The 22,211-nt window shown below is 53.7% G+C and carries 17 protein-coding genes; 5 read left to right on the top strand and 12 right to left on the bottom strand.

The features are described from left to right. The first annotated feature begins 104 nt into the window (after positions 1-104). Positions 105-1,229 carry a GGDEF domain-containing protein gene (locus CHH67_RS09820; RefSeq protein WP_095264993.1) on the top strand — a complete coding sequence of 375 codons (1,125 nt, stop codon included), beginning with the start codon at positions 105-107 and terminating at the stop codon, positions 1,227-1,229. On the opposite strand, the gene CHH67_RS09825 is transcribed toward CHH67_RS09820, so the two are convergent. The 4 genes from CHH67_RS09825 to CHH67_RS09840 all read right to left on the bottom strand — a co-directional run bounded on the left by CHH67_RS09825 (position 1,204) and on the right by CHH67_RS09840 (position 5,800). Continuing rightward, positions 1,204-2,145, bottom strand: a complete 942-nt coding sequence (locus CHH67_RS09825) for an aldo/keto reductase family protein (RefSeq protein ID WP_095264994.1) — start codon at positions 2,143-2,145, stop codon at positions 1,204-1,206. The genes CHH67_RS09820 and CHH67_RS09825 overlap by 26 nt on opposite strands. Before the next feature lie 82 nt (positions 2,146-2,227). Further along, on the bottom strand, positions 2,228-3,334 hold the full coding sequence (locus tag CHH67_RS09830) for a Ger(x)C family spore germination protein (protein ID WP_095264995.1): 1,107 nt from the start codon (positions 3,332-3,334) through the stop codon (positions 2,228-2,230). Continuing rightward, positions 3,331-4,446 (bottom strand): GerAB/ArcD/ProY family transporter, encoded by a 1,116-nt coding sequence (locus CHH67_RS09835; RefSeq protein ID WP_095264996.1) that lies wholly within the window; start codon positions 4,444-4,446, stop codon positions 3,331-3,333. The genes CHH67_RS09830 and CHH67_RS09835 overlap by 4 nt, the downstream gene beginning before the upstream one ends. After that, the gene (locus CHH67_RS09840) at positions 4,439-5,800 is read right to left on the bottom strand and encodes a spore germination protein (protein WP_095264997.1); all 1,362 of its coding nucleotides are present in this window, start codon (positions 5,798-5,800) and stop codon (positions 4,439-4,441) included. Before CHH67_RS09840 ends, CHH67_RS09835 begins: the two co-directional genes overlap by 8 nt. A 225-nt stretch (positions 5,801-6,025) precedes the next feature. Between CHH67_RS09840 and CHH67_RS09845 the strand changes: the two genes are divergently transcribed. Further along, the gene (locus CHH67_RS09845) at positions 6,026-7,576 is read left to right on the top strand and encodes an FAD-dependent oxidoreductase (RefSeq protein ID WP_095264998.1); all 1,551 of its coding nucleotides are present in this window, start codon (positions 6,026-6,028) and stop codon (positions 7,574-7,576) included. A gap of 107 nt (positions 7,577-7,683) precedes the next feature. Here the strand turns inward: CHH67_RS09845 and CHH67_RS09850 are convergent, their stop codons facing one another. From CHH67_RS09850 to cidR, 8 genes are all read right to left on the bottom strand, one after another. Next, the gene (locus CHH67_RS09850; RefSeq protein ID WP_095264999.1) at positions 7,684-8,139 is read right to left on the bottom strand and encodes a hypothetical protein; all 456 of its coding nucleotides are present in this window, start codon (positions 8,137-8,139) and stop codon (positions 7,684-7,686) included. Between the two features lie 124 nt (positions 8,140-8,263). Beyond that, positions 8,264-10,114 carry an ABC transporter ATP-binding protein gene (locus CHH67_RS09855; protein WP_095265000.1) on the bottom strand — a complete coding sequence of 617 codons (1,851 nt, stop codon included), beginning with the start codon at positions 10,112-10,114 and terminating at the stop codon, positions 8,264-8,266. Continuing rightward, the gene (locus tag CHH67_RS09860; RefSeq protein WP_095265001.1) at positions 10,111-11,838 is read right to left on the bottom strand and encodes an ABC transporter ATP-binding protein; all 1,728 of its coding nucleotides are present in this window, start codon (positions 11,836-11,838) and stop codon (positions 10,111-10,113) included. The genes CHH67_RS09855 and CHH67_RS09860 overlap by 4 nt, the downstream gene beginning before the upstream one ends. Positions 11,839-11,842: 4 nt before the next feature. Next, positions 11,843-12,388 (bottom strand): MarR family winged helix-turn-helix transcriptional regulator, encoded by a 546-nt coding sequence (locus CHH67_RS09865; RefSeq protein WP_230875767.1) that lies wholly within the window; start codon positions 12,386-12,388, stop codon positions 11,843-11,845. 313 nt (positions 12,389-12,701) lie between these two features. Further along, positions 12,702-14,990 (bottom strand): ATP-dependent DNA helicase, encoded by a 2,289-nt coding sequence (locus CHH67_RS09870; RefSeq protein WP_095265002.1) that lies wholly within the window; start codon positions 14,988-14,990, stop codon positions 12,702-12,704. A 345-nt stretch (positions 14,991-15,335) separates the two neighbouring features. Next, complete coding sequence (pdaA, locus tag CHH67_RS09875; protein WP_095265113.1) at positions 15,336-16,130, bottom strand: delta-lactam-biosynthetic de-N-acetylase; 795 nt, start codon at positions 16,128-16,130, stop codon at positions 15,336-15,338. Between the two features lie 154 nt (positions 16,131-16,284). Continuing rightward, a complete protein-coding gene (locus CHH67_RS09880) occupies positions 16,285-17,328 on the bottom strand; it encodes an oxidoreductase (protein ID WP_095265003.1) in 1,044 nt (347 codons plus the stop codon). 264 nt (positions 17,329-17,592) lie between these two features. Further along, on the bottom strand, positions 17,593-18,531 hold the full coding sequence (gene cidR, locus CHH67_RS09885; RefSeq protein ID WP_095265004.1) for a cidABC operon transcriptional activator CidR: 939 nt from the start codon (positions 18,529-18,531) through the stop codon (positions 17,593-17,595). 129 nt (positions 18,532-18,660) lie between these two features. Between cidR and CHH67_RS09890 the strand changes: the two genes are divergently transcribed. The 3 genes from CHH67_RS09890 (at position 18,661) to CHH67_RS09900 (ending at position 21,829) form a co-directional block, all read left to right on the top strand. Next, positions 18,661-19,032, top strand: coding sequence for a CidA/LrgA family protein (locus tag CHH67_RS09890; RefSeq protein WP_095265005.1), 372 nt, complete (start codon positions 18,661-18,663; stop codon positions 19,030-19,032). Then, the gene (locus CHH67_RS09895; RefSeq protein ID WP_095265006.1) at positions 19,029-19,718 is read left to right on the top strand and encodes a CidB/LrgB family autolysis modulator; all 690 of its coding nucleotides are present in this window, start codon (positions 19,029-19,031) and stop codon (positions 19,716-19,718) included. Before CHH67_RS09890 ends, CHH67_RS09895 begins: the two co-directional genes overlap by 4 nt. 230 nt (positions 19,719-19,948) lie before the next feature. Beyond that, positions 19,949-21,829, top strand: coding sequence for an LTA synthase family protein (locus CHH67_RS09900; RefSeq protein WP_244908140.1), 1,881 nt, complete (start codon positions 19,949-19,951; stop codon positions 21,827-21,829). Positions 21,830-22,211 lie beyond the last annotated feature (382 nt).

Consider the following 22,211-nt stretch of genomic DNA (forward strand, 5'->3'; position numbering starts at 1 on the left):
CGATAAATTTCTGGTGTTTGGCCCCGTTTATCCTTAAAATAGGGAGGAACGTCCTCATTTCCAACATTTATTCAAGGAAATGTGAAAGGAGCTCTTCACTCCCAATGCTGAACAGCCTGTTAATCAACTTTTGTATACTCGCCACCTTCCTATATATCTCTGGATGGCTGACGCAGCGCTACGCCTTGAGCATGGATACTCCCTCATTAAAAGTGAAGATCTATGCGGGCATTTTATTTGGATTGATTGGCCAGATCATGATGCTTCATTCATTTCCTATTGATATGAACCTTACCGCTGATCTGCGACATCTTGTGATGATGGTGGCAGCCATCTATTTCGGCTGGATTCCGGCCATCATTTCCGGGCTGCTTATCGGCTTCGGCCGGATGGTCATATTCGGCGTATCGATCTCCTCCGTCATTATCGGTTCCGGCATGCTGCTGATCGCCGTCATCTCAGGCTGGATATCGACGACACGGCTCGACCGGATGACCAAGATGCAAATCATGAATGCCGGCAGCATGGTGATCCATTTGCTCGTCATTCTGACCAACATGACAGACCATGATCGGGCGTTTATATTCTTCATTACGCAGCTGGTAGTCTCCATCATAGCCGCAGCATTGCTCTGCCTGCTGACCGAACATACACATGCAGCCAACAAGCTTCTGCTGCAGATTAATACCCCGGCGGCGCCTGGGGATATGACAAATCTCAGCCATTTGAAGCAGTTCGAGCAACGGCTCTCGGAGCGGTTTCTCGAAGCCCAGCATTTCGGCGAGCGGCTTGGCCTTATTATTGTTGACATTGATCACTTCAAAAAAATAAACGACACCTACGGCCATGAGGCCGGAGATGCCGTGTTATTACAGCTTGGCAATGTGATGAAGGAGCATGCCCGCTCATTTGACGAAGTTTCCCGAAGCGGCGGCGATGAATTCACCGTGCTCGTTCCGGAAGCAACCCCCATCGAGATGACGGCGATTGCGGAGCGAATCCGGGAAGCCGTGGAGAAGCATACCTTTCTCCTGCACAGCGGAACGAAGCTTCACCTTACCGTATCCGTCGGCGTGGCTGTTCATCCCGATACGATGATGGCCAGGCAAGCTATCGAATTGCTGGATCAAGCTGGCCAGGAGCTATACCGCGCGAAGAACACCGGGCGAAACAAGGTATGTATCGCTCCCGGATTACAGCCCCCTAACTTTGGAGTACCTCTTCAATAGCGGTCAATGTCGCTTCAGACAGCGGGATGCCAGAAGCTTTCACATTCTCTTCCACCTGCTCCGGCCGACTTGCTCCAATGAGTGCGCTCGCTACGTTCGGCTGACGCAGAATCCATGCAAGTGCCAGTTGGCCGACCGTGATATCAAGCTCTCGGGCTATTGCGCCGAGCTTCTGTACCTTCTCAAGACGCTCCGGGCTGATCTTCAGCCTGTCGGTTCCAAGCTTGGAGGCCCTGCTGTTCTCCGGAGCGTCCTCGAGACTGGCGTATTTCCCAGTCAACACCCCTTGGGCCAGCGGTGAATAGACCACCTGTCCAATCCCTTTACGTTCACCAAGCGGAATAATCTCTTCTTCAATCTGCCGCTCGAACATATTGTACAGCGGCTGATTCACCACGATGCGATCCAGCAAATACCGGTCAGCCACGGCCAGTGCAGCTTCCATCTGGGCAGCTGTCCACATGCTGACACCCACATACAGCACCTTCCCTTGACGCACTAGATCGTCAAGCGCCCGCAGCGTTTCTTCGAGCGGAGTCTCCTCATGGAATCGGTGGCAGTAATAAATATCGATGTAATCCGTACCAAGGCGCTTAAGGCTGGCATGGCACTGCTCCATGATATGCTTGCGGGAGAGTCCGCGGTCATTCGGGCCGTCTCCCATATTTCCGAACACTTTGGTTGCCAGCACATAGGACTCGCGCGGGAACGCGCCCAGCGTCTCTCCTACGACCACTTCTGCAGCACCCTGCGCATAGACATTGGCCGTATCAAAAAAATTAACGCCAAGCCCGTACGCCGTCTGAATCGACTTGACTGCATTTTCACGTTCTACATACCCGCCATAGGTCAGCCAGCTGCCAAGGCTGATTTCGCTAACCTTGAGCCCGCTTCCGCCTAATCTTCTGAACTCCATTGGTGGAACCTCCCTTATATGAAGATGGATGTCTCCTCTCTATTTTACCATCTCTCAGCGCATTCGTCAGAAGGACCTCCAGTCACCGCTTGAAGAAGTTCGATTTGATTTTCGTCCGCACCTTCACCGTGAACTTGATCTGCGGGTACAGCCGCTCCCAGTCCTGCATTTCCGTATCATTGTTCCAGTGCGTTCCGGCATAACGCAAACCGAAGCCAAGCGGGTCCAACCCGGTTTCCTGTATTTTTTTCAGCAGTCGGGTCACGTCTTTCGACAGTTCTTGGCTGAAAGCTTCCTCGATCTTCTTAAGCTCCTCCAGGGTCATCTGCTCCTCCATTTGCTTCTCCTCCAGCGTCCCGGACAGCCGAATGGTATACCTGATCTCTCCTTGTCCATCAGAACCATCGATAATTTTGTATTTCGCTTTCGAGCGCTCCACATTCATCTCCAGAATCTCGCCATCCCGCCTCGTCCGGAGATTGGTCCGTATATCCCTGCGATCCAGCATATTATAGAGTCTGGTGTCCTCGGGGTTCAGGATCAGCTTGACCCGCTCCTTGTCCATCAGTGCGACGCGGTCGATATTCAGCACATTTCCCTCGGTCGTAATGACCGGCATGACCGGGTCCTCTCCGATCTCCCTCATCTTGCGGTTGAGATCAAAGGCAAACGTCCTCGTAATGAACGGGGACTCGGTCCCGTCCTCGCTAATGGCCAGCACAAGCGCGTTGCCGGCGACCCGCTCCGTCGGCGGCTGGATCTTCAGCACAGCCTCCGCCGTCGGAATCGCCACACCCGGAAACATCAGCAGCTGGATGTCCCGGCGCCGAACCGTCCAGTCCTGAATGCTGCGGATGCTTCGGCGCGCATATGACTCGCCGTACAGCACCGCCCTGCAGTGCCCGAAATCCAGTTCCTTGTCCACCTTGGACTTAACCTGACGTATCGCTTCGGCAATGCTCTCGGATTCCTGAGTAACGGTCAGCGACTTGACCTCCCCCGACTTTGGATCACCTGTCGGAATGGCCATCTTGAAGCTATATCTGTTCACGTTCGGCCCCTTCTCCGACACATCCACACCGATGGAAACAACAAATAACCTGAGGTCAATGTCACGGAATCCGCAGCCGCTCAGAAGCAGAATGAACGCACATAACAAAATCATCACACGATATGTGGAGTGTCTCATGCTTTCTTCCTCCTCTTTCTTTTGACCGCGGCATATATCAGCGTTCCAATCAGCACAAATTCCCCGGCAAACCGGGAATCAACGAACACAATCGCCATATCCTTCAACATGTATTGGTTAATTGCGCCTGAGATGACTAGCACGATCAAGCTAAACACCCCAATAATCCACCATTCGGCCCTTCTCCTCTTCTTGTCTCCCTTGGGTGACGGGCTTCCCTTGAACCCGAACACCCCGATGATCAGCTCCTTGCTGACATGCCAGTGGACAATCGAGTTGAGCAGAGACAGCGTCATGTACACAAAGTAGAACACATAAATCATTCGCTCGATGATAAAGTAGCGGATTCTGAGCGAGTCCATCGCCGCAAACGCCGGATATTCATGCTCTCCCGCACCGATCGTTCCAAGAAACCCGATTGGCCCCAGCATCGATACAGCCAATGTCGCAATGCTCATCATAATGATCAGAATGATATGCCTCATTCTGAATTTATGGAACACCCGATTAAACACCACCATGTTGATGTATCCGGTGAAGACGTATGTAGCCGCCGCCATCGTCTGGTATGTAGGTGGATTCCAGGTATAGGTGATAATCTGCCGAACAGAGTCATAGCTGAAAAACGGGCTGCTGAGCGCGCGCCAGGACATGTAAACAATGAGCGGAACCGCCATGTACAGCACCATCTCAAGCGCGTATAGAATCGACTCGGAATCAAGACGGGCGGCCAATCCGACGACCACAATGAACCCGCCCAGAATGAGGTATGTCGCAATGTCCGGATTAATATACCGATCCGTAATATCGGTAAAGCTGATCAGGGTAATGACACTGGAGAAATACCAGACCGCGGCGGCTACGATCAGCATCGGGGCCGCCAGCCATCCCGGCAAGGTAGAATACAAAATTTCCGGCAGTCCTTCTCCCGGAAATTTGGCAATCAGCTTCGCAAATAGATACAGCAGCCCTGCACCGATCGGGATCGATAACAGGATGGACATCATGCCCCCATCAAACCGGTCATCCAGCATAATGCCGGGAACAAAGTTAATCAGATTGATCGATGCATTCAATAAGAAGAGGTAGTAGAAATACTTGTTCCTAACCACTCCGCTCATCCCCCTTTTTCCGCCAATCCATGGCGAACATCTTCAGATATGGCTTGCCAAAGGTGCGGAGGCTTGTTAAATAGGTGATCATAGCTACCATGCCAAGCACGATGCCGACCAGCCCGAAGGTGGAAGCGAGAAGAATAAACACATATTTGCTCACCCGAATCCCCATGCTCATCATGGAGAAAGGAATCACGAAGTTTGTTATCGCCACAGCGGATACGAGGATGATCATAATATTGCTGACCAGCCCCGCTTCCGTGGCCGCTGTTCCGAGAATAAGACCGCCGACCGTCGTGGCTGTGGGACCAATCGCCTTCGGCAGTCGCACGCTCGCTTCGGTCAGAAACTCCATGGCGAGCAGCATGAAAATCACCTCAAAAAAAGAGGGGTACGGCACCGTGGCCCGGCTGCCTGCGATAAGCAGGGAAATTTGCATCCGCAGTATTTCCGGATTGTATGACGTAAAGGCAACGTACATCGCTGGCAGAAGCACCGTCAGAAACAATGCAATGTACCGGATGGCTTTCAGGAACCAGCCGATCGGAGGCAGCTGGATTTTATCATCCATGGCGGTGAAGAAGTCGTTAAAGATCGAAGGAACCAAAATGGAGTAGCCGGTATTATCCACGAGAATCGCGATTTTACCCTGTGAAATATTCATGACCGTCCGGTCCGGCCGCTCGCTGAACATCATCGTAGGAAACAGGCGCCAATGCGGATGCATCGTTGACCTTTCAATATCCGATGCGGATTGAATCACATCCGATGTGATATCGGACAGCCGATTCTTTACCTCTTCCAGAATGGTCTTATCGACGAGCGTATCATCGTACAAAATAATGAGCCGGGTCTGTGATGCTCTTCCCGCTGTCATATATTCACTCTTCAGATGGGCCGACTGATAACGATGGCGGATAAGATTGAGGTTGACCTCAACGTTCTCCGTGAAAGAATCGTCAGGGCCCTGAATGACGTTCTCCGTACTGGCCGGCTGAATGCTGCTCGTATTCACCAGCTCAGCGTCAAACAACAGCACCTTGTCCCTGGTGAAGATAGCGACCGCTCCGCGCAGCATGTTGCGCAGCATATCCTCTTCCCTGTCAGGCTCCAGACTTTTCGGGAAAGATCTTATGAACTCCAGATATAGCGGCACATCGTCCAGCTCATAAAACCGGTTGATCAAATGGTTATTGATCATGACAGGATCGCACATGCTTTTGAAGTATATGATGTCGATCTCCTCAAAGCCCTTTTTCAACTTGCGCTCCTCGATATCCGAGACGCCCTTCAGTTGTCTGTGCAGCCAGGCCAGCGCCTGCTTGGGGTTAAGCTTGTTCTGCTTTTTCATGATCGAATCCCTCAACTTCCTCGCTTTTCCGAATCTGGTCCGTTTAAGGTATTTTTTTCACAATCCCCCCAAATTATTTACAGTAGCGGAAGAAATTTGGGCGAATGAACCCGCGAAACGAGCCTGCGGTCAGCAGCACAAGTTTCTAATCTTCATGGCGTGGTAATAATGAAAACAAAGATGGAAAAGACAGGCGAAAATGATGATTTCAAGGAGGAGTGCTGTATGAATGAGTCAGGCAATCTGAAGCAAGGGCTTCCGCAATATCCCGAATCTTTGTGGCGGGCCACAAGCGAGCTGCCGTCCTTCGATAGACTGGCTGAAGATATTCAGGCTGATGTAGCTGTCGTTGGAGGTGGCATCACCGGTATTACGACGGCCTATTTGCTGGCGAAGGAGGGCATGGATGTGGTCGTTCTTGAAGCCGGCAAAATTCTGAACGGAGCGACCGGATTTACGACGGCGAAAGTTACAGCCCAGCATGGTCTGATCTATCATGAGTTCGAGAAGCATTTTGGCGCGGAGAATGCCCGAAAGTATTATGAAGGAAACCGCGAAGCCATTGAGTTCATCCGGGACATGGTCGGTGAGGAGGAGCAGGAGTGCGGGCTTAAGCTGGAGGATGCCTATATCTATACGGAGGATGAGCGCAGTTTGTCCAAGCTTGAGGATGAACTCAAGACGTATGAGAAGCTTTCCATTCCAGGCGAGTGGATGGACAAGCTTCCGCTGCCGATCCCGATTCAAGGTGCGATCAAGATGCCCGGACAGTACCAGTTCCACCCGCTCCAGTACATGAAGCGGCTGACGGAGAGGTTTCTGAAGCTCGGCGGACGGATTTATGAATACACAACCATTGATGAACAGGCGGAAACAAGCGGCCCGGTCATCCTGCAGACGACACGCGGCAATCATAAAATCACCTGTAATTTTGCCGTGTCCGCCTCCCATTTCCCGTTCTATGACGGCAAGGGGATGTACTTCGCCAGACTGCACGTGGAACGCTCCTATGCGATTGCGGTCAAGCCGGAAACCGCGTATCCCGGCGGGATGTATCTCAGCATTGACCAGCCCGTCCGCTCCCTGCGGTCCGCCTCTTATCAGGGCGAAGATCTGGTCATCGTTGGCGGGGAGAATCACAAGACAGGAAAAGGAATCAGCACATACAAGCATTACGAAAACCTGGAGCTGTTCGCCGGGAAGCTGCTCGGGACCAAAGAGATCCCGTACCGCTGGTCAACGCAGGATCTGGTGACGCTCGACAACCTGCCTTACATCGGTTCGCTGACGCCGAATGAGGACAAGATTTTTGTAGCTACGGGATTCCGGAAATGGGGCATGACCACCAGCGCGCTGGCCGCTCACATCCTGGCGGACAAAGTCCTTCAGCGCAAAAATCGGTATGCCCAGCTGTTCTCCCCGTCCCGTTTCAAAGTGGATCCGAGCCTGAAAACCTTGGTCGTTCAGAACGCCGGTGTTGTCAAAGATTTCATCGCCGGAAAAGTGGACCTGAAGCACACCGATCCATCTAAGCTCGGGCCTGGGGAAGCAGCCATCGTCCGCCATAATGGGCAGCGTGCAGGGGCATTCAAGGATGAAGCAGGAAACCTTCACATGGTGGATACGACCTGCACCCATATGGGCTGCGAAGTGGAATGGAATGAAGGGGAGCGCTCATGGGATTGCCCATGCCATGGCTCCAGGTACACGTTCGATGGCGAGGTGCTGGAAGGGCCGGCGATTGAACCGCTAAAAAAGCTGAACCCTGACGACTAGACCCGTCGCCGGATGGAAACACAATCAAGCCCGCACCAGAAGATGACGCAAGGTCATCCGCTGGGCGGGCTTCTATTTTTTGAAATATAAATGGGAATTCTCCAGAATCACGCGATCTCTGTAGATGCAATCTCTGTGCGGTAAGCAGCCAGTGACTGCTCGACAATGACGCGCACGAATGCCGGATCGATGTCCGCGATCCATGCGGCCGCATAATGCCATGCATTCTCTTCCGCCTGCAGCGCAATCTGTTTGCGCACAAGCTCGTTCTCCGAGGTGTCCATTCTGCTGCACAGCTCCTGCAGCGTCTGGTCAGCCGCATGACCCAGCTCGTGGGCGAACACGACGGCAAAATAGGCTTCGACCTGTTCCAGCGATCCGAACAGCTGCAAGCATTGCTGGCGTATCACCTCGGTATACATCGTGACCGTGTGCGAATTCATCGCATATTTCCCTCCGACCAAGCGTCCCCCGGGAAAATAGGACTCCAGCGCAACCGTCACGGTACTGCCTGACCGACGTAACAGCTCCTGTACAATTTGATTCAGTTCAGCCTTATTCAATAACGATCATGGCTCCCTTATACGTAATGAGCACGTCCCGTGCCAAGTTTCATAACCTTCATTATAGTAGAACCATATGAAAAAGCAATGCTCGATATGACCGCCATTCAGACAGCAGCGCAGGTTAGACCGCTTCCTTCCGGGAGCTGAACTGGCTGTTGTAGAGGTCGGCATAGAAGCCGCCGGCCGCCAGAAGCTCCTCGTGGGTTCCCTGTTCAATGATGCTTCCCTGATTCATGACCAGAATCAGGTCCGCTTCCTTGATCGTAGACAGACGGTGCGCGATGACAAAGCTGGTCCGGTTCTTCATCAGTTCATTCATCGCATGCTGAATGTACATCTCGGTCCGGGTATCCACGCTGCTTGTCGCCTCATCGAGGATGAGGATCGCCGGGTTCGCCAGGATCGCCCTGGCGATGGTGAGCAGCTGCTTCTGCCCTTGTGAAATATTCGTCGCTTCTTCATTCAGCACGGTATCGTACCCTTCAGGCAGCGTACGGATGAAATGGTCCGCATGCGCTGCGACGGCGGCCTGAACGATCTCCTCCTCGGTCGCCCCCTCGCGGCCGTACCCGATATTGTCACGGATCGTGCCATTGAAGAGCCAGGTGTCCTGGAGCACCATCCCGAACAGGCTGCGCAGCTCCCCGCGTTTCATTGAGGTAATATCGATACCGTCGATGGTGATTCGGCCAGCATTAAGCTCATAGAAGCGCATCAGCAGGTTGATCAGCGTTGTTTTCCCTGCCCCTGTCGGACCGACGATAGCCACCGTCTGCCCCTGCTTCACTTCGATGTTCATATCCTTGATCAGCAGCTGATCCTCATGATAGCCGAAGCTCACATGCTCAAACGCCACATCGCCGCGCGGACGGTCCGGCTTCGAGGCAGCGCTGGCATCCGGAGTTTCCTCCGTCTCATCCAGCACCTCAAACACCCGCTCTGCCGAAGCAATGGTCGATTGGATGACGTTGGCGATGTTCGCCAGCTGTGTGATCGGCTGCGTGAATTGACGGGAATACTGGATAAAGGCCTGAACGTCCCCGATTTCAATCGCTCTGCGGGTAACAAGCACGCCCCCCACGACAGAGACGATTACGTATCCGATATTCCCGACAAAGCCCATCAGCGGCATAATCGTTCCGGAGATGAACTGCGCTCTCCATCCGGCATCGAACAGCCGGTTGTTCACTTCCTCGAATTTCTCGGCAGACTGGCGCTCCCGGCCGAATGCCTTGACGATCTTGTGCCCGGTATACATCTCTTCCACATGGCCGTTCAATTCTCCCAGATGCTTCTGCTGGGCTACAAAATGCTGCTGGGAGCGCTTCGCCACCACGGTGGTAACAATGATGCTGAGCGGCAGTGTCAGAATGACAACAAGCGTAAGCAGCGGGCTGATCGTAAGCATCATGATGACGACCCCGACCAGCGTGACGGCAGAGGTGATCATCTGCGTCAAGCTCTGCTGGAGCGTGTTGCTGATGTTGTCCATGTCATTAGTCACCCGGCTCAGCGTTTCGCCATGCGTGCGGGCATCGAAATATTTCAGCGGCAGGCGGCCCAGCTTGTCGTTCACTTCCTTGCGCAGATCATACACCGTACGCTGGGCCACACTGGCCATCACGTACTGCTGGATGTAAGCAAACAGCGAGCTGAGCAGGTATAGTCCGCCGAGCCACAGCATGATCTTCTGGATGGCAACGAAGTCGATGCCGTCCCCGCTGGTATAGCCGCGATAGAGGAGCGTCGTCGCATCCCCCAGTATTTTCGGACTGACGATGCCAAAGATTGTGCTTAGGATCGCAGCGATAAGAACCGTCAGAAGCTTGCCCTGATGCGGTCTCAGATAACCGGACAGCCGTTTGAATGTGCCCTTGAAATCCTTCGCTTTCTCCGGCGGCATGCCCGGTCCATGAGGACCGCCAAAGGGACCGCCTCCCGAATGCCCCCGTCTTTCCTTCTTGTCACTCATGCGATCTCCTCCTCCGACAGCTGGGAAGCGACAATCTCCCGGTACACGCGGGAGTTCTCCATCAGCTCTGCATGTGTCCCTATGCCTGCAACCCGTCCTTCATCCAGCACGATAATGCGGTCGGCATCCATCACGGTGCTCACCCGCTGTGCAACAATCAATACCGCGGCATCGCCGGTTTCCTCACGCAGCGCGGCGCGCAGCTTGGCATCTGTCTTGAAGTCAAGCGCAGAGAAGCTGTCGTCGAACAGATATATTTCCGGTTTGCGCACGAGCGCGCGTGCGATCGACAGCCGCTGTTTCTGTCCACCCGATACGTTGCTTCCGCCCTGAGAGATCACCGCCTCGTATCCGCCCTCCATCTTGGAGATAAAATCGGCAGCTTGAGCGACCTCAGCGGCATGCTGTATCTCTTCCATGCTTGCATCTTCCTTGCCGTAACGAATGTTGTCCGCAATCGTCCCGGTGAACAGCAGCGCCTTCTGCGGCACAAGCCCGATTCTCGATCTGAGCTGTTCTTGCTTCAGATCCCGCACGTCCACGCCGTCCACAAGCAGCCGGCCGGACGTGATGTCATAGAAACGGGGGATCAAGCTGATCAGGGTCGACTTGCCTGATCCGGTGCCGCCGATAATCGCTGTAATCTCGCCCGGACCTGTCCGGAACGAAATATTGGACAGCGCCGGCTCCTCTGCGCCCGGATAATAGAACGTGACGTCCTCGAACTCGACAACGCCCTTCTGCCCGGTCGCAGCAGGTTCCTTGTCCGTATCCTTGATCTCAGGGACAAGGCTGAGCACCTCCTGGATCCGAACCGCAGATGCCTGTGCCCGCGGAATCATGACAAACATGACGGAGAGCATAATTAAGGAGAACATAATCATCATCGCATATTGAAGAAAAGCCATCAGATCTCCGACCATCATGTGCCCGGCATTGATCCGATGTCCTCCGAACCAGACGATAGCCACCGTCGCAAAGTTCATCACTAGCATCATGATGGGCATCATCGCACCCATAATTTTGTTGACCTTGATCGAAGTGGCTGTCAAATCCTCGTTGGCATCATTAAAGCGAACCTTCTCATGGCTCATCCGATTGAAGGAGCGGATGACACGCATACCGGTCAGGTTCTCCCGCACGACGCGGCTGAGCGTATCGATCTTGACCTGAATCGCCTTGAATAACGGAATCCCCTTCTTGGCAATCAGGAAGATGGCCAGCGCCAGAACCGGCAGCACGATGAGCAGCACGCTCGTCAGACCGGTATCCCGGGAGACGGCCATAATGATCCCTCCGACGCACATGAGCGGAGCAATCACCATCATGCGCAGCATCATGATCGTGACTTGCTGAATCTGGGTAATGTCATTGGTCGTTCTTGTAATCAGCGATGCGGTGCCCAGCTTGTCAAATTCATGGAGTGTGAAGTTTCCGACATGGGTAAACACCCGCCCGCGCAAAATTTGTCCATAGCCCGAAGCTGCCTTAGCCGCCAAATAACTGGCCGCAATCGAGCAGAGCATTCCGAGCGCGGCAACCAGCAGCATAAAGCCGCCTACGCGCCATATATAAGGAATATCTCCGGTCAGAATTCCAATATCGACAATGTCCGCCATCAGCGTTGGCAAATACAACTCCGCCAGACATTGCAAAAAGGTGAACAGCAACACCATCAGCACCGCATTGCGGTACGGCTGCATATATCGAAACAGCTTCAGCATATTCTCATCTCCCTCGCTCCATATCCTGCGCTTCGGTTGGCCGCAACGTTCTGCTTCGGTATGTGGAAGCCTTGTTCAGCAGTTCTGTCAGCTTCCTGCTGTCCTCTTCCCCCAGATAATCAACCAAACCGTTCATATAGCGGGTAACATTGTCCTGAACTTCCTCAACGACCCGCTTGCCTTCCGCAGTCAGACAGACGCGAACCGCCCGGCGGTCCTTCTCGTCAATGACCCGCTCTACGAGTCCCTTCTTCTCCAGCCCCTTCACGAATTGCGTGATGGTCGGCGATGTCACTCTCATCCGGTTGCTGATCTCGGACACCTTCAACCCGGGAAGCTCCGGACTCTCACTCCGGTCCAGGAGGCTCATCAGCACCCGGACTTCCCCAGGGGTATGCTCCATATTCATATGGATTTCCCATTCCTGCCTGTGAAACCGATATATGCTTCTCACCAGGTTCCGGGCAACACTGTTCTCAAAGCCCGCCTTTCCATCCCAGCCCCGGCTCGAGGATGCTTCATCTTCCGATGGTTGATGGTCGTTTTCCAATATTACCAATCCCTCTCTTTTCTGTTTTGCATAGGCATCTAAATTATTAGGTAACCTAAATATAATGCGCCCCCCATCATATGTCAACTTTGTTCTATGAATGCTTGGAACTAGACGGAATCCCCCCGTCCTTCCGTTCGCCTTATAACGTTGCGAGCGTTATTATGAAGACGCGCCAAAAGGCTGCCATCACTGGCAGCCTTGCATGTATACGAAACCTGCGCATATCGGGGAAGGAGCCGGTTCACGCTCGGGAGCCGTACTGCTGATCAGCGGCGGTTCGCTGCTGCGGAAACCGGGTATATCAAGGGGCCTACCGTCTTGTGTAGTGTCTCCATTCCTCCGGCAGAAGCTGGCTGTAAGGACGGCTCAGAAAGCGGTCATCCACCAGCACCAGCGTCCCGCTGTCCTCCTCGGAGCGGATCAGTCTGCCCCCGGCCTGCATCACTTTGTTCATACCTGGAAAAACATACGCATAATCATAGCCGGGCTTGCCGGTCTGTTCGAAGTAATCCTTAATGATCTCGTTCTCAAACGACAGCTGGGGCAGCCCCACACCCACAACGACTACACTCGACAGCCGCTCGCCGCGAAGATCAATTCCTTCAGAGAAGATGCCGCCCATCACCGCGAATCCAACCAAAGCTTCCTCTGATTCAGCCTGAAAGGCGCTAAGAAACTGCTCGCGTTCTTCCTCGCGCATGCCCTGCCCCTGAAGCTGTGTCCGAACTTCGGGTATCGCCCGGATGAAGTCTGCATGGATCTCCTGCATATACGGATAGGAAGGGAGGAATACCAGCGTATTGACCGGCTTCTCCTTCACCAATTGGCACAGCATCTGAACAATCGCTTCCTTATTCTTCTCCCGGTCCTTGAAGCGTGTCGAGACAGGCAGCAAACGCACATCCAGCTGCTCCCGGGAGAAGGGGGATGGAATGGACAAGCTGTAGTCCTCCTCGTCCGCGCCCAGCATGTCGCGGTAATAGGATAACGGGAGCAGCGTCGCCGAGAAAAGCACCGCCGAGCGGTAATTTTTGCCGGCCTGCTGCAGCAGATACGAAGGGTCCAGACAGAACAGCTTCAACAGCACCTCGCTGGCCCCGATATCGGCATAGGTGACAAACCGTTCATCATACAGCCTCGAGATGCGCAGATACGCTTGTGCCGCGAAGTAGGTCTCCAGCAGAGCCTCCGTTTCTTCCCCGTTTCTGCCGGACATTAGCTCCGCCTCGGCCTGCATCACAAACTCCTCCAGCAGTTCGGACATCAACTCGGGCTGCTGTGAGCCGACGAAACGCTCTTGTCCGCCGCTGACCTTGCGAAGCAAAATAAAGCGGCTGTTCACCTTCTGCGCAGCCAAGTACAAGGCGGGATTAATCTCCTTGTACATCCGCTGCAGCGACAGAAATGCCGACTTATGCAGCTCTGCCGAGAACATGCTCCGAGCCCGGTCCACCAGATTATGCGCCTCGTCCACCAACAGCACGCTGCGCTTCTTAACCTCCTCCGGAAGCCGCTTGAATGACACGCGTGGATCAAATACATAGTTATAATCACATATGACAGCGTCGGCCGCATACGCGGCGTCCAGGGAAAACTCAAACGGGCATACCTGGTGCTTGCGGGCATACGTTTCAATTACCGGCCGGGTTATGAGCGTTTCATGGGTGAGCAGATCCAGAATCGCCTTATTGATCCGATCATAATAGCCTTCGGAAAAAACACAGGCCTCCTGGCCGCAGCCCTCTTCCTCGCGAAAGCAAATTTTGTCCTTGGCCGTCAGGGTCACGGTATGCATATGCAGCCCGCCCCGTTCCATCCGGGCCATCGCTTCCTCAGCCGCCGTGCGGGTGATGGTCTTGGCTGTAAGATAGAAGATCCGATCCAGCAGCCCTTCCCCAATCGCTTTCACCGACGGGAAGATGGTGGAGATCGTTTTCCCGATGCCTGTCGGGGCTTTCGCAAACAGCTTTTTGCCCTCGGCAATGCTTTTATAGACTGCCCCGGCCAGCTTCCGCTGCCCCTCCCGGTAAGAAGGGAACGGAAAGGCGAGCTCCCGGATGCTATGATCCCTGCGCGTTCTATGCTCGTGGAGCAGCTTGGCATAGGGCGCAAAGGCCGCCACGACATCCAGCGCAAATGTCTCAAGCTCCGCATCGCTCCATTCCTGCTCATATTGCTTGCGCTCTCCGCTCGGTATGTGCACATAGGTCAAACGGACGGTGATGGTGCGCGTATCATGCTGCTTGGCATACATGTAGGCATACATCTTGGCCTGTGCCCAGTGGACCGGATAGCTGTCCTCCTCAATATCCTCCAGTCGGCCGGAGGTGGACTTGATCTCGTCGATCCATATTCGCTCTCCCTGAAAGAGCAGGCCATCACAGCGGCCTTCAATCTGAAATACCATATCCTCATATGGAATGGCTGTTTCGAGCTGCACTTCTTTCCGGTCATGTTCACCGTATTCTTTCTGCACCGTCTGGTGTGCTCTCGTGCCCTCGACCAGCGTCGAAGCAGACCGGAATCCGGATGAAATGCTGCCGCTTCGAAACACATATTCGACAAGCGGCCTTACGGATATTGGAACGATCACAGGCATTGGCGGGTCTCCTTTGACATCAGCTTCACGATACACCTTGTTCGATATGCGAATACGCCGATTTCATCTTGTTATAGAGCGTATTATACCAAACATCCGTTCCTGAATGCACCGTCTGGCTGACGAAGCGCCCGGCCGTTTCCGACCTGAGCACACAGCAAAAAAGCGCACAGGCACCGCCCGCTAATAGCGATACGGTCCTATGCGCCTGGTCTTGAGTTCCCGACTGGTTCCAGAAGGGACGCACGCTCTTTCATCCTCAGACTCAGCATGCGTTGTTTTACCGCAGGATGGCGGCCCACCGTTCCCAGGACAGGACCACCACCTGCGCGGCCTGTCCGGCAATTAAGGCGCCTTCTTCTGCATATCGTCCAGGGACTTGAATTCGTAGCCCCGGCGGCGAGCCTCGTCAATGATACGGCCTAGCGCCTCGGCATTATCCTTGGAAATGGAATGCAGGAGCATCACCGCTCCCGGATGCAATTGCGCCGTGACTTTATCGTATGCGTACCCTGCCCCGCGCTGAGCTTTCACATCCCAATCCATATAAGCCAGTGACCAGAACACGTTCGTGTAGCCCAGCTCCTTGCTGACCGCCAGCGATCGCTCATCGAAGATCCCCCGGGGGGTTCGCAAATACTTCATCTCCTGCTGGCCGGTGATGCGGGCCACCTCCGCCTTGACCCGCTCCAGCTCCTGCTGGAGCTGCTGCGGGGAAATGGTGGTCACATCCGGATGGTTCCAGGAATGGTTCCCGATAATATGGCCTTCGGCTGCCATCCGTTTCAGCAGCTCCTCCTGGGTCTTCACATAATGGCCCGTCACAAAAAACGTAGCCGGCACCTTCTTCTCCTTCAGGGTATCCAGGATCCGCGCCGTATACCCGTTCTCGTAACCGTTGTCAAAGGTGAGGTACAGCTCTTTCTTCTCGGGGTCGCCCATGAATATGGCGCCGTATTTCTGAAGCAGCTCCTTGAAGCCCTCCTGATCAATGGAAGGAAGCTTACCGTCAACGCTTTTCTTAAAGCCGAAATGAAATGGTCCGCTGCCCGCTGCAAGCGCAGTGCCAGGGGCAGCAGAGACAAGCACCAGCACCAGGAGCAGCAGGAACGCAGGTTGCAGGCCCCAGCCTTTCTTCATCATATCCGTTCTCTCCTATCATTCGTGTCGATTCGATGGGAACAGAAAGCGCTCCCCCATGCTGTGAAAGCATACCATCCTAATATTCCTCATCCGGAGAAAACTATGTGTCTGACCGCAGCCTCGGCTCTACAACATCTGCTACCGATCGTCGTCAGGTAATCGTGACCGTTCTTCCTTCCTTCGCGCTCTCGTAAGCCGCTTCAATGATCCGGATGACGTCCCGTGCATCCTCGGCACTGACCGGCAGCGGGCCCCCTTCCAGGATCGCTTCGGCCAGTCCCTGGTAGAAAGCCTGATATCTTCCCGGCAGCGTTTCAATCTCGCCTTGCACAGCCAGACCGCTAAACTCTGTCGCGAGCTGGCCGTATTGCTCCGGCTGATCCTCTCCCCAGCCGGTATCGCCTGGGCGCATGCCCTCCTTGAGCTGATCCTCCTGGGGATCGCCCCCGTATTTCAGGAAGCTCCCGAGGTCGCCATGCAGCTCGAATTTCGGCCCTGTCTGGCGCACCAGCGAGCCGGCATGGAGAATGACCCGAAACGATTCGTAGATCAGTACAAGGTGGAAATAATCCGTCACCTGCGACCCGCGTCGTTCCGCCTGCAGATCAGCCCACAAGCGAGCCGGCATTCCGAACAGGAACAGCGCCTGGTCGATCAGATGAGAGCCCAGATCGTACAGTGTCCCCGAACCGGGAAGCCCCTGCTCCCGCCATTTATCCTCCTTGACCTCCGGCCGATAGCGATTGAAGTGTGCCTGGTATAGCGACAGCTTCCCGAGCGCTCTCATATCCAGCAGATTGCGGACCGTCAGAAAATCATTGTCCCAGCGGCGATTATGATATACCGTCAGCAGCACGCCATGCTGCCTGGCCAATTCAATCAGCTCGTCCGCTTCAGCTGAGGTGACGGTGAACGGCTTTTCCACAACGACATGCTTGCCGGCCGCAATCGCTTGTTTGGCATACGGATAGTGCGTCGTATTCGGACTCGTGATGATGACGACCCGAAGCTCGGGGTCAGCCAGCAATTCATCGACCGTGCTCACCACCTTCGCTCCGGGGAGATCGCGGTGCACCTTGTCCGGTTTCGAAGATACGACGGTCGTAATGACAAAATCAGGAACACTCGTGATTACCGGTACGTGAAACACGGACCCGGACAGTCCGTAACCGATGATTCCTGCCTGGATGGTCATAGCTCGGGACCTCCTTTTCAAGCATTTTGGAATTCGCGTGCTGAGCCTTGCCCATCATTACCCTGTTTCCTTTGTTCATTTATCGTAACATGCCCCAAATTTCCCGGCAAAAAACAAAGCGGAAGCCCGCGCGGCCCGTACGCCAACAAGCCGCATCGTCCCCCTGCCCTCCATGTGCCGGGCGAGCCATTCCTGATTATGATCGGGACGTTCCCGTTTGGAAATGTATAATATCACATATTGGGCCATTCCCTTCCAGCCAGATCAGGTTCTTGTACGATCCCCCTGTTCGTCAACCCGGATTTCGCCCGGCTCGTCTGTCTCCCCAAGCAATTTGCGCGTAAAGGCAATCCACTCCCTCGCCGCAAAGGACATATAGCGATCCTTCCGCCAGATCATCCCGAGCTGCCACGGAATCGTCGGATTGTCGAGCGGCAGAATCGCCACCCTGGAAGAATCAATCTCCTTGCAGATCGTCTCCGGCAGCAGGGCAATCCCCAAATTCGCCGCCACCATGCCGCTGATCAAATCCCATTGCGAGCTTTCATAGACGACCCTGGGCTCGAACCCTGCTTGTATGCACTCCCGGATGATCCGGTCATGAAGGGTGAAATCCTCGCGAAAGAGCACAAAGGGTTCATCCGCCAATTCCGCCAGATCCACCCACTCCCGCCCTGCAAGCCGGTGTGAAGGATGTACCAGCAGGTTCAGCTTCTCCCTGACAAAAGAGTAGGAGTGAAACACCTGCTCATCCACAGGCAGCACTGCTACGCCGATATCGAGCTGTCCGCTTTCCACATCGGCCTCCACTTTTTTCGCCCCGTCTTCAAACAGTTGGATCGTAATCTTAGGATATTCGCGATGGAACAAGCCGATGACCTCCGGAAAAAAACTGGAGCCGACCATCGGCGGCAGACCGATGCGCAAATGCCCGCGTCTTAGGTTCATCAGGTCCTCCAGCTCGTCGGACACCTGCTGAAAGGACTCAACCATCTGCTGTGCCTGCTGATACATGATCCGCCCGGCATCAGTCAGCTCGATCTTCTTTCCCTGGCGATAAAACAGCGTTACGCCCCATTCATCCTCCATGTTGCGGATCGTCTTGCTGATGGTGGGCTGGGTGATGTACAGCCGCTCCGCCGCTTTGGTAAAGCTCCCCGCGCGGGCAACCTCCAAAAAATACTGCAAATGACGTATGTCCATCTGATCGCATCCCTTCTGACTGTTTTACTAGTATAGATAAATGGAATGGATATCATTCGATATATGCATTTTACCTATGAAAGCAGTCGTTGTAAAATTTCATTAAAGAATGAAAAGGAGGGACAGATCATGAAAAACGTCATAATAGGAAGTTTGCAGGTGGCTGGCTTTATGCTCTTGTCCCTGCTGCTGGATCGACTGGTGGAGTGGCTGAATATTGGCATTCCCGGCAGCATTCTGGGAATTGTCATTGTGTTTATTTTGCTCGAAACAGGCATTTTACAACTTGAATGGATTGAGCTTGGCGCAAACTGGCTGCTGGCGGAGCTGCTGTTGTTCTTCATCCCTGCGGCAGTTGGCATTATGAAATTTTTTCCGATGCTGGAGAGCGACGGACTTCAAATATTGGCGGTTGTCTTGATCGGCACCATTACCGTGATGGTCACATCCGGCCTTACGGCCACCCTGATCTCATCCAGAAAGGAGCGAAAGCGCATATGAGTTTGTTACTGCTCGGATTATACGGCTTGCCGCTGACGATCGGCATCTACTGGGGCGCCAAGATGCTGTACCAGCGTCTGCCGAAGGTCTATCTGTCCCCGCTTCTGATCACGCCGCTCCTCATCGTGGTCCTGCTGACCCAAGCGGGCGGCTCCTATGAGGCATACCATGAAGGAGCGCAGTGGATCAGCAAGCTGCTGCAACCCGCGACGATCGCCTTTGCGGTACCGTTATATAAGAACTTTCAAACTTTGAAAAAGCATGCCGCCGAAATTATCGTCAGCGTGCTGACCGGCTCCATGTTTGCCATCATCTCGTCTGCGCTGCTCGCCAAATGGCTTCACCTGAGCAGTGATCTGGCCACCAGTCTGATCCCGCGCTCGATTACGACCCCCATTGCGATGGATGTGTCGGCAGTGATCGGCGGCGTGCCTAACATGACGGCGGTGTTTGTTATCCTCACCGGCATTCTCGGCGCCATGATCGGGCCTCCCATCATGCGCATATTCCATATCAAAGGCGACATCGCCCGGGGTGTGCTGTTCGGGACGAGCGCCCACGGAACGGGCACTTCCAAAGCATTTGAGTTCAACTCCCTGTCGGGAACGATATCCAGCATTTCGATGATCGTGGCCGCCTTGTTTACGCTTGGGGTTGCCCCACTGATGGTCTCCTTCCTGCAATAACCCAAATAAAGGCAAAAACGAAGGGTATCGCCGTTTTTCTTGTGCGGACCCCGGTTTTGCCTTATTTTCCATTTCCTCGGCTGTGACTTCCCGCTTTGACAACCCGATGTGAAGAGGGCATAATAAATTCTGTTCATCAGTTTTGTAAAATCAGGATAAGAATATCGAAACATTTAAATCCAAAATTACGTTTTATTCCTAAGAGTGACGAAATGAGGACCGAAGACGGAATGGAAAGGAAGGCGATCGCAGTGTTCTCCACTTCACGGTTTCGGTTAACACTCACGAAACCTTTTATGTTTTTTTCGATCATCTTGCTGCTCAAGAGCTATCTCGCCTGGATGGTCATCTTTGACGATGTCCTACCCTGGAGACCGCTTATTACAGAGATTCCATTCATCTGGCTCTTGTTCAGTCTGATTGAATGGTTCGCTTCCAAACGGAAGATGGCGATCTACATGGCCGTCAACCTGCTGCTGACGGGCATTTTCTTCGCAGCTATCATGTATTATAAATATTACGGTGTCATCGTAACCTATCATGCGCTGGAGCAGGTGAATCAGGTTACGGCTGTCAGCAATAGCGTATTCTCTCTCATGGATCCTTACTACTTGCTGATCTTTACCGATATTATCGTCTTGTTCATTCTGCTTCGGCGCAGCGACCGGGTTAAGAAATGGAAAGCCCGGCACGCCCATAGGGAAAAGCGGATGCTCACCTCCGTTGTATTCGTTCTTTCCCTTATGATCTGTCTGTTTCAGATCATGCCGAATCGCGCCAGCATGAATGAGATCATCAAGGCTCAGGAGATGGGCATTCTCAACTATGAGGCTTATACGATTTTCCAGCAGGAAAATACGGAGCTGGTGGATGCTAAGACTATCAATCAGGAAGCCATCCATGCGTTAAAGGGCATTTCCGATCCCGAAGAGCCTCAGCTTGCAGGCGTCGCGAAGGGCAAGAATCTGATCATTATCCAGATGGAGTCGTTCCAGGAATTCCTGATCGGCCTTGAGCTTGACGGACAGGAAATCACGCCGAACATGAACAAGCTGGCCCGGGAGAGTCTGTACTTCCCGAACTTCTATCAGAATGTCGGCCAGGGCAACACCTCGGATGCTGAATTCGTAGTCAACACATCGTTTTATATCCCGCCTCGGGGGGCTGCCACGCAGCATTACGCGGACAAGGCGCTGCCAAGTCTGCCGAAGCTGCTCAAGGCGGAAGGCTATGATACGGCGACTTTCCATACGAATGTCGTAGAGTTCTGGAACCGGGGCGAGCTGTACAAGGCGCTTGGTTTTGACCGCTATTATGACAAGTCCTTCTTCGGAGAAGAGGACAAACTCTTCTTCGGGGCCTCCGATGATGTGCTGTATGAGAAAACAGCGCCGGAGCTGAAAAGCATGGCTCATTCCGGAAATCCGTTCTACGCCCAGGTCATTTCGATGTCTGCTCATCATCCGTATACGATTCCTGAATACAAGCACCGGATGCTGCTGCCGGAGCGCTATGAGGGCACCTTCGTCGGCGAGTATATTCGGGCACAGAACTATGCCGATGACGCGCTGGGACAATTCATAGAGCAGCTCAAGGCAGACGGCATCTGGGACAATAGCCTGATCGTCGTTTATGGCGATCATCTCGGGCTGCCGATTTACTCGCTGAACAACAAGGATAAAGAGCTGATGCACGAAATTTTCGGCCGCGACTATGATTCGGCCGATATGATTAACATCCCGCTCATGATTCACAGCAGCGGCATTGAGCCGGATGTACTGGAGCAGGTTGGCGGACAGATCGATTTGCTCCCGACGATCGCGAATCTGATGGGCGTCTCGATGGAGGGCCATCTGTACTTTGGTCAAGATCTGCTGAACCATGGCGAAGAGAACCTGCTGCCGGAGCGCTATTATCTTCCTTCCGGCACCTTCATCAACAGCTCGACGCTGTACATTCCGGGCATCGGCTTTGAGGACGGGGAAGCGAAGCCTCTCCCACATTCCGATGCATCCGCCGTCAAGGCAACAGAGAATGAGTTCGAGCGTGCGCTGGAGCTGCTTCATCTGTCCGACAGCTATGTCAAACAGCTGCCCAGCCACAATCAATAATAATCCATGAATCAGAGCCTCCCTTGCATCAGGCAAGGGAGGCTCTTTTGGCGTAAGGGCGTTGGGCAACACCCTTCCTGGCTCAGGCCCGCTTGCTTGGCGATTGACTTCGGCATAGCCGCTTGCTGAAGAGCGATACATCCGCGTCGTACCAGGGTTTCTGGATTGGTATTTGACAGGGTGGCTTGCTATTTCTTATGATTAGTAACATATACGTTTTGTTTTATTTTTATCGATAGTGGTGAAGATTACCTTACAACGACCATATAATGAATACCACTGGTCAGGTACGCTCGGTTACCTGCTGCGGCAAAGAACCGATGATATGAACTTAGGAGTGACGATTTCACTTGGACCCCATACGAAGGATAAACGGTATCTT

This window comes from Paenibacillus campinasensis (genome assembly GCF_002272015.1).
GTDB lineage: Bacteria > Bacillota > Bacilli > Paenibacillales > Paenibacillaceae > Paenibacillus_AQ > Paenibacillus_AQ campinasensis.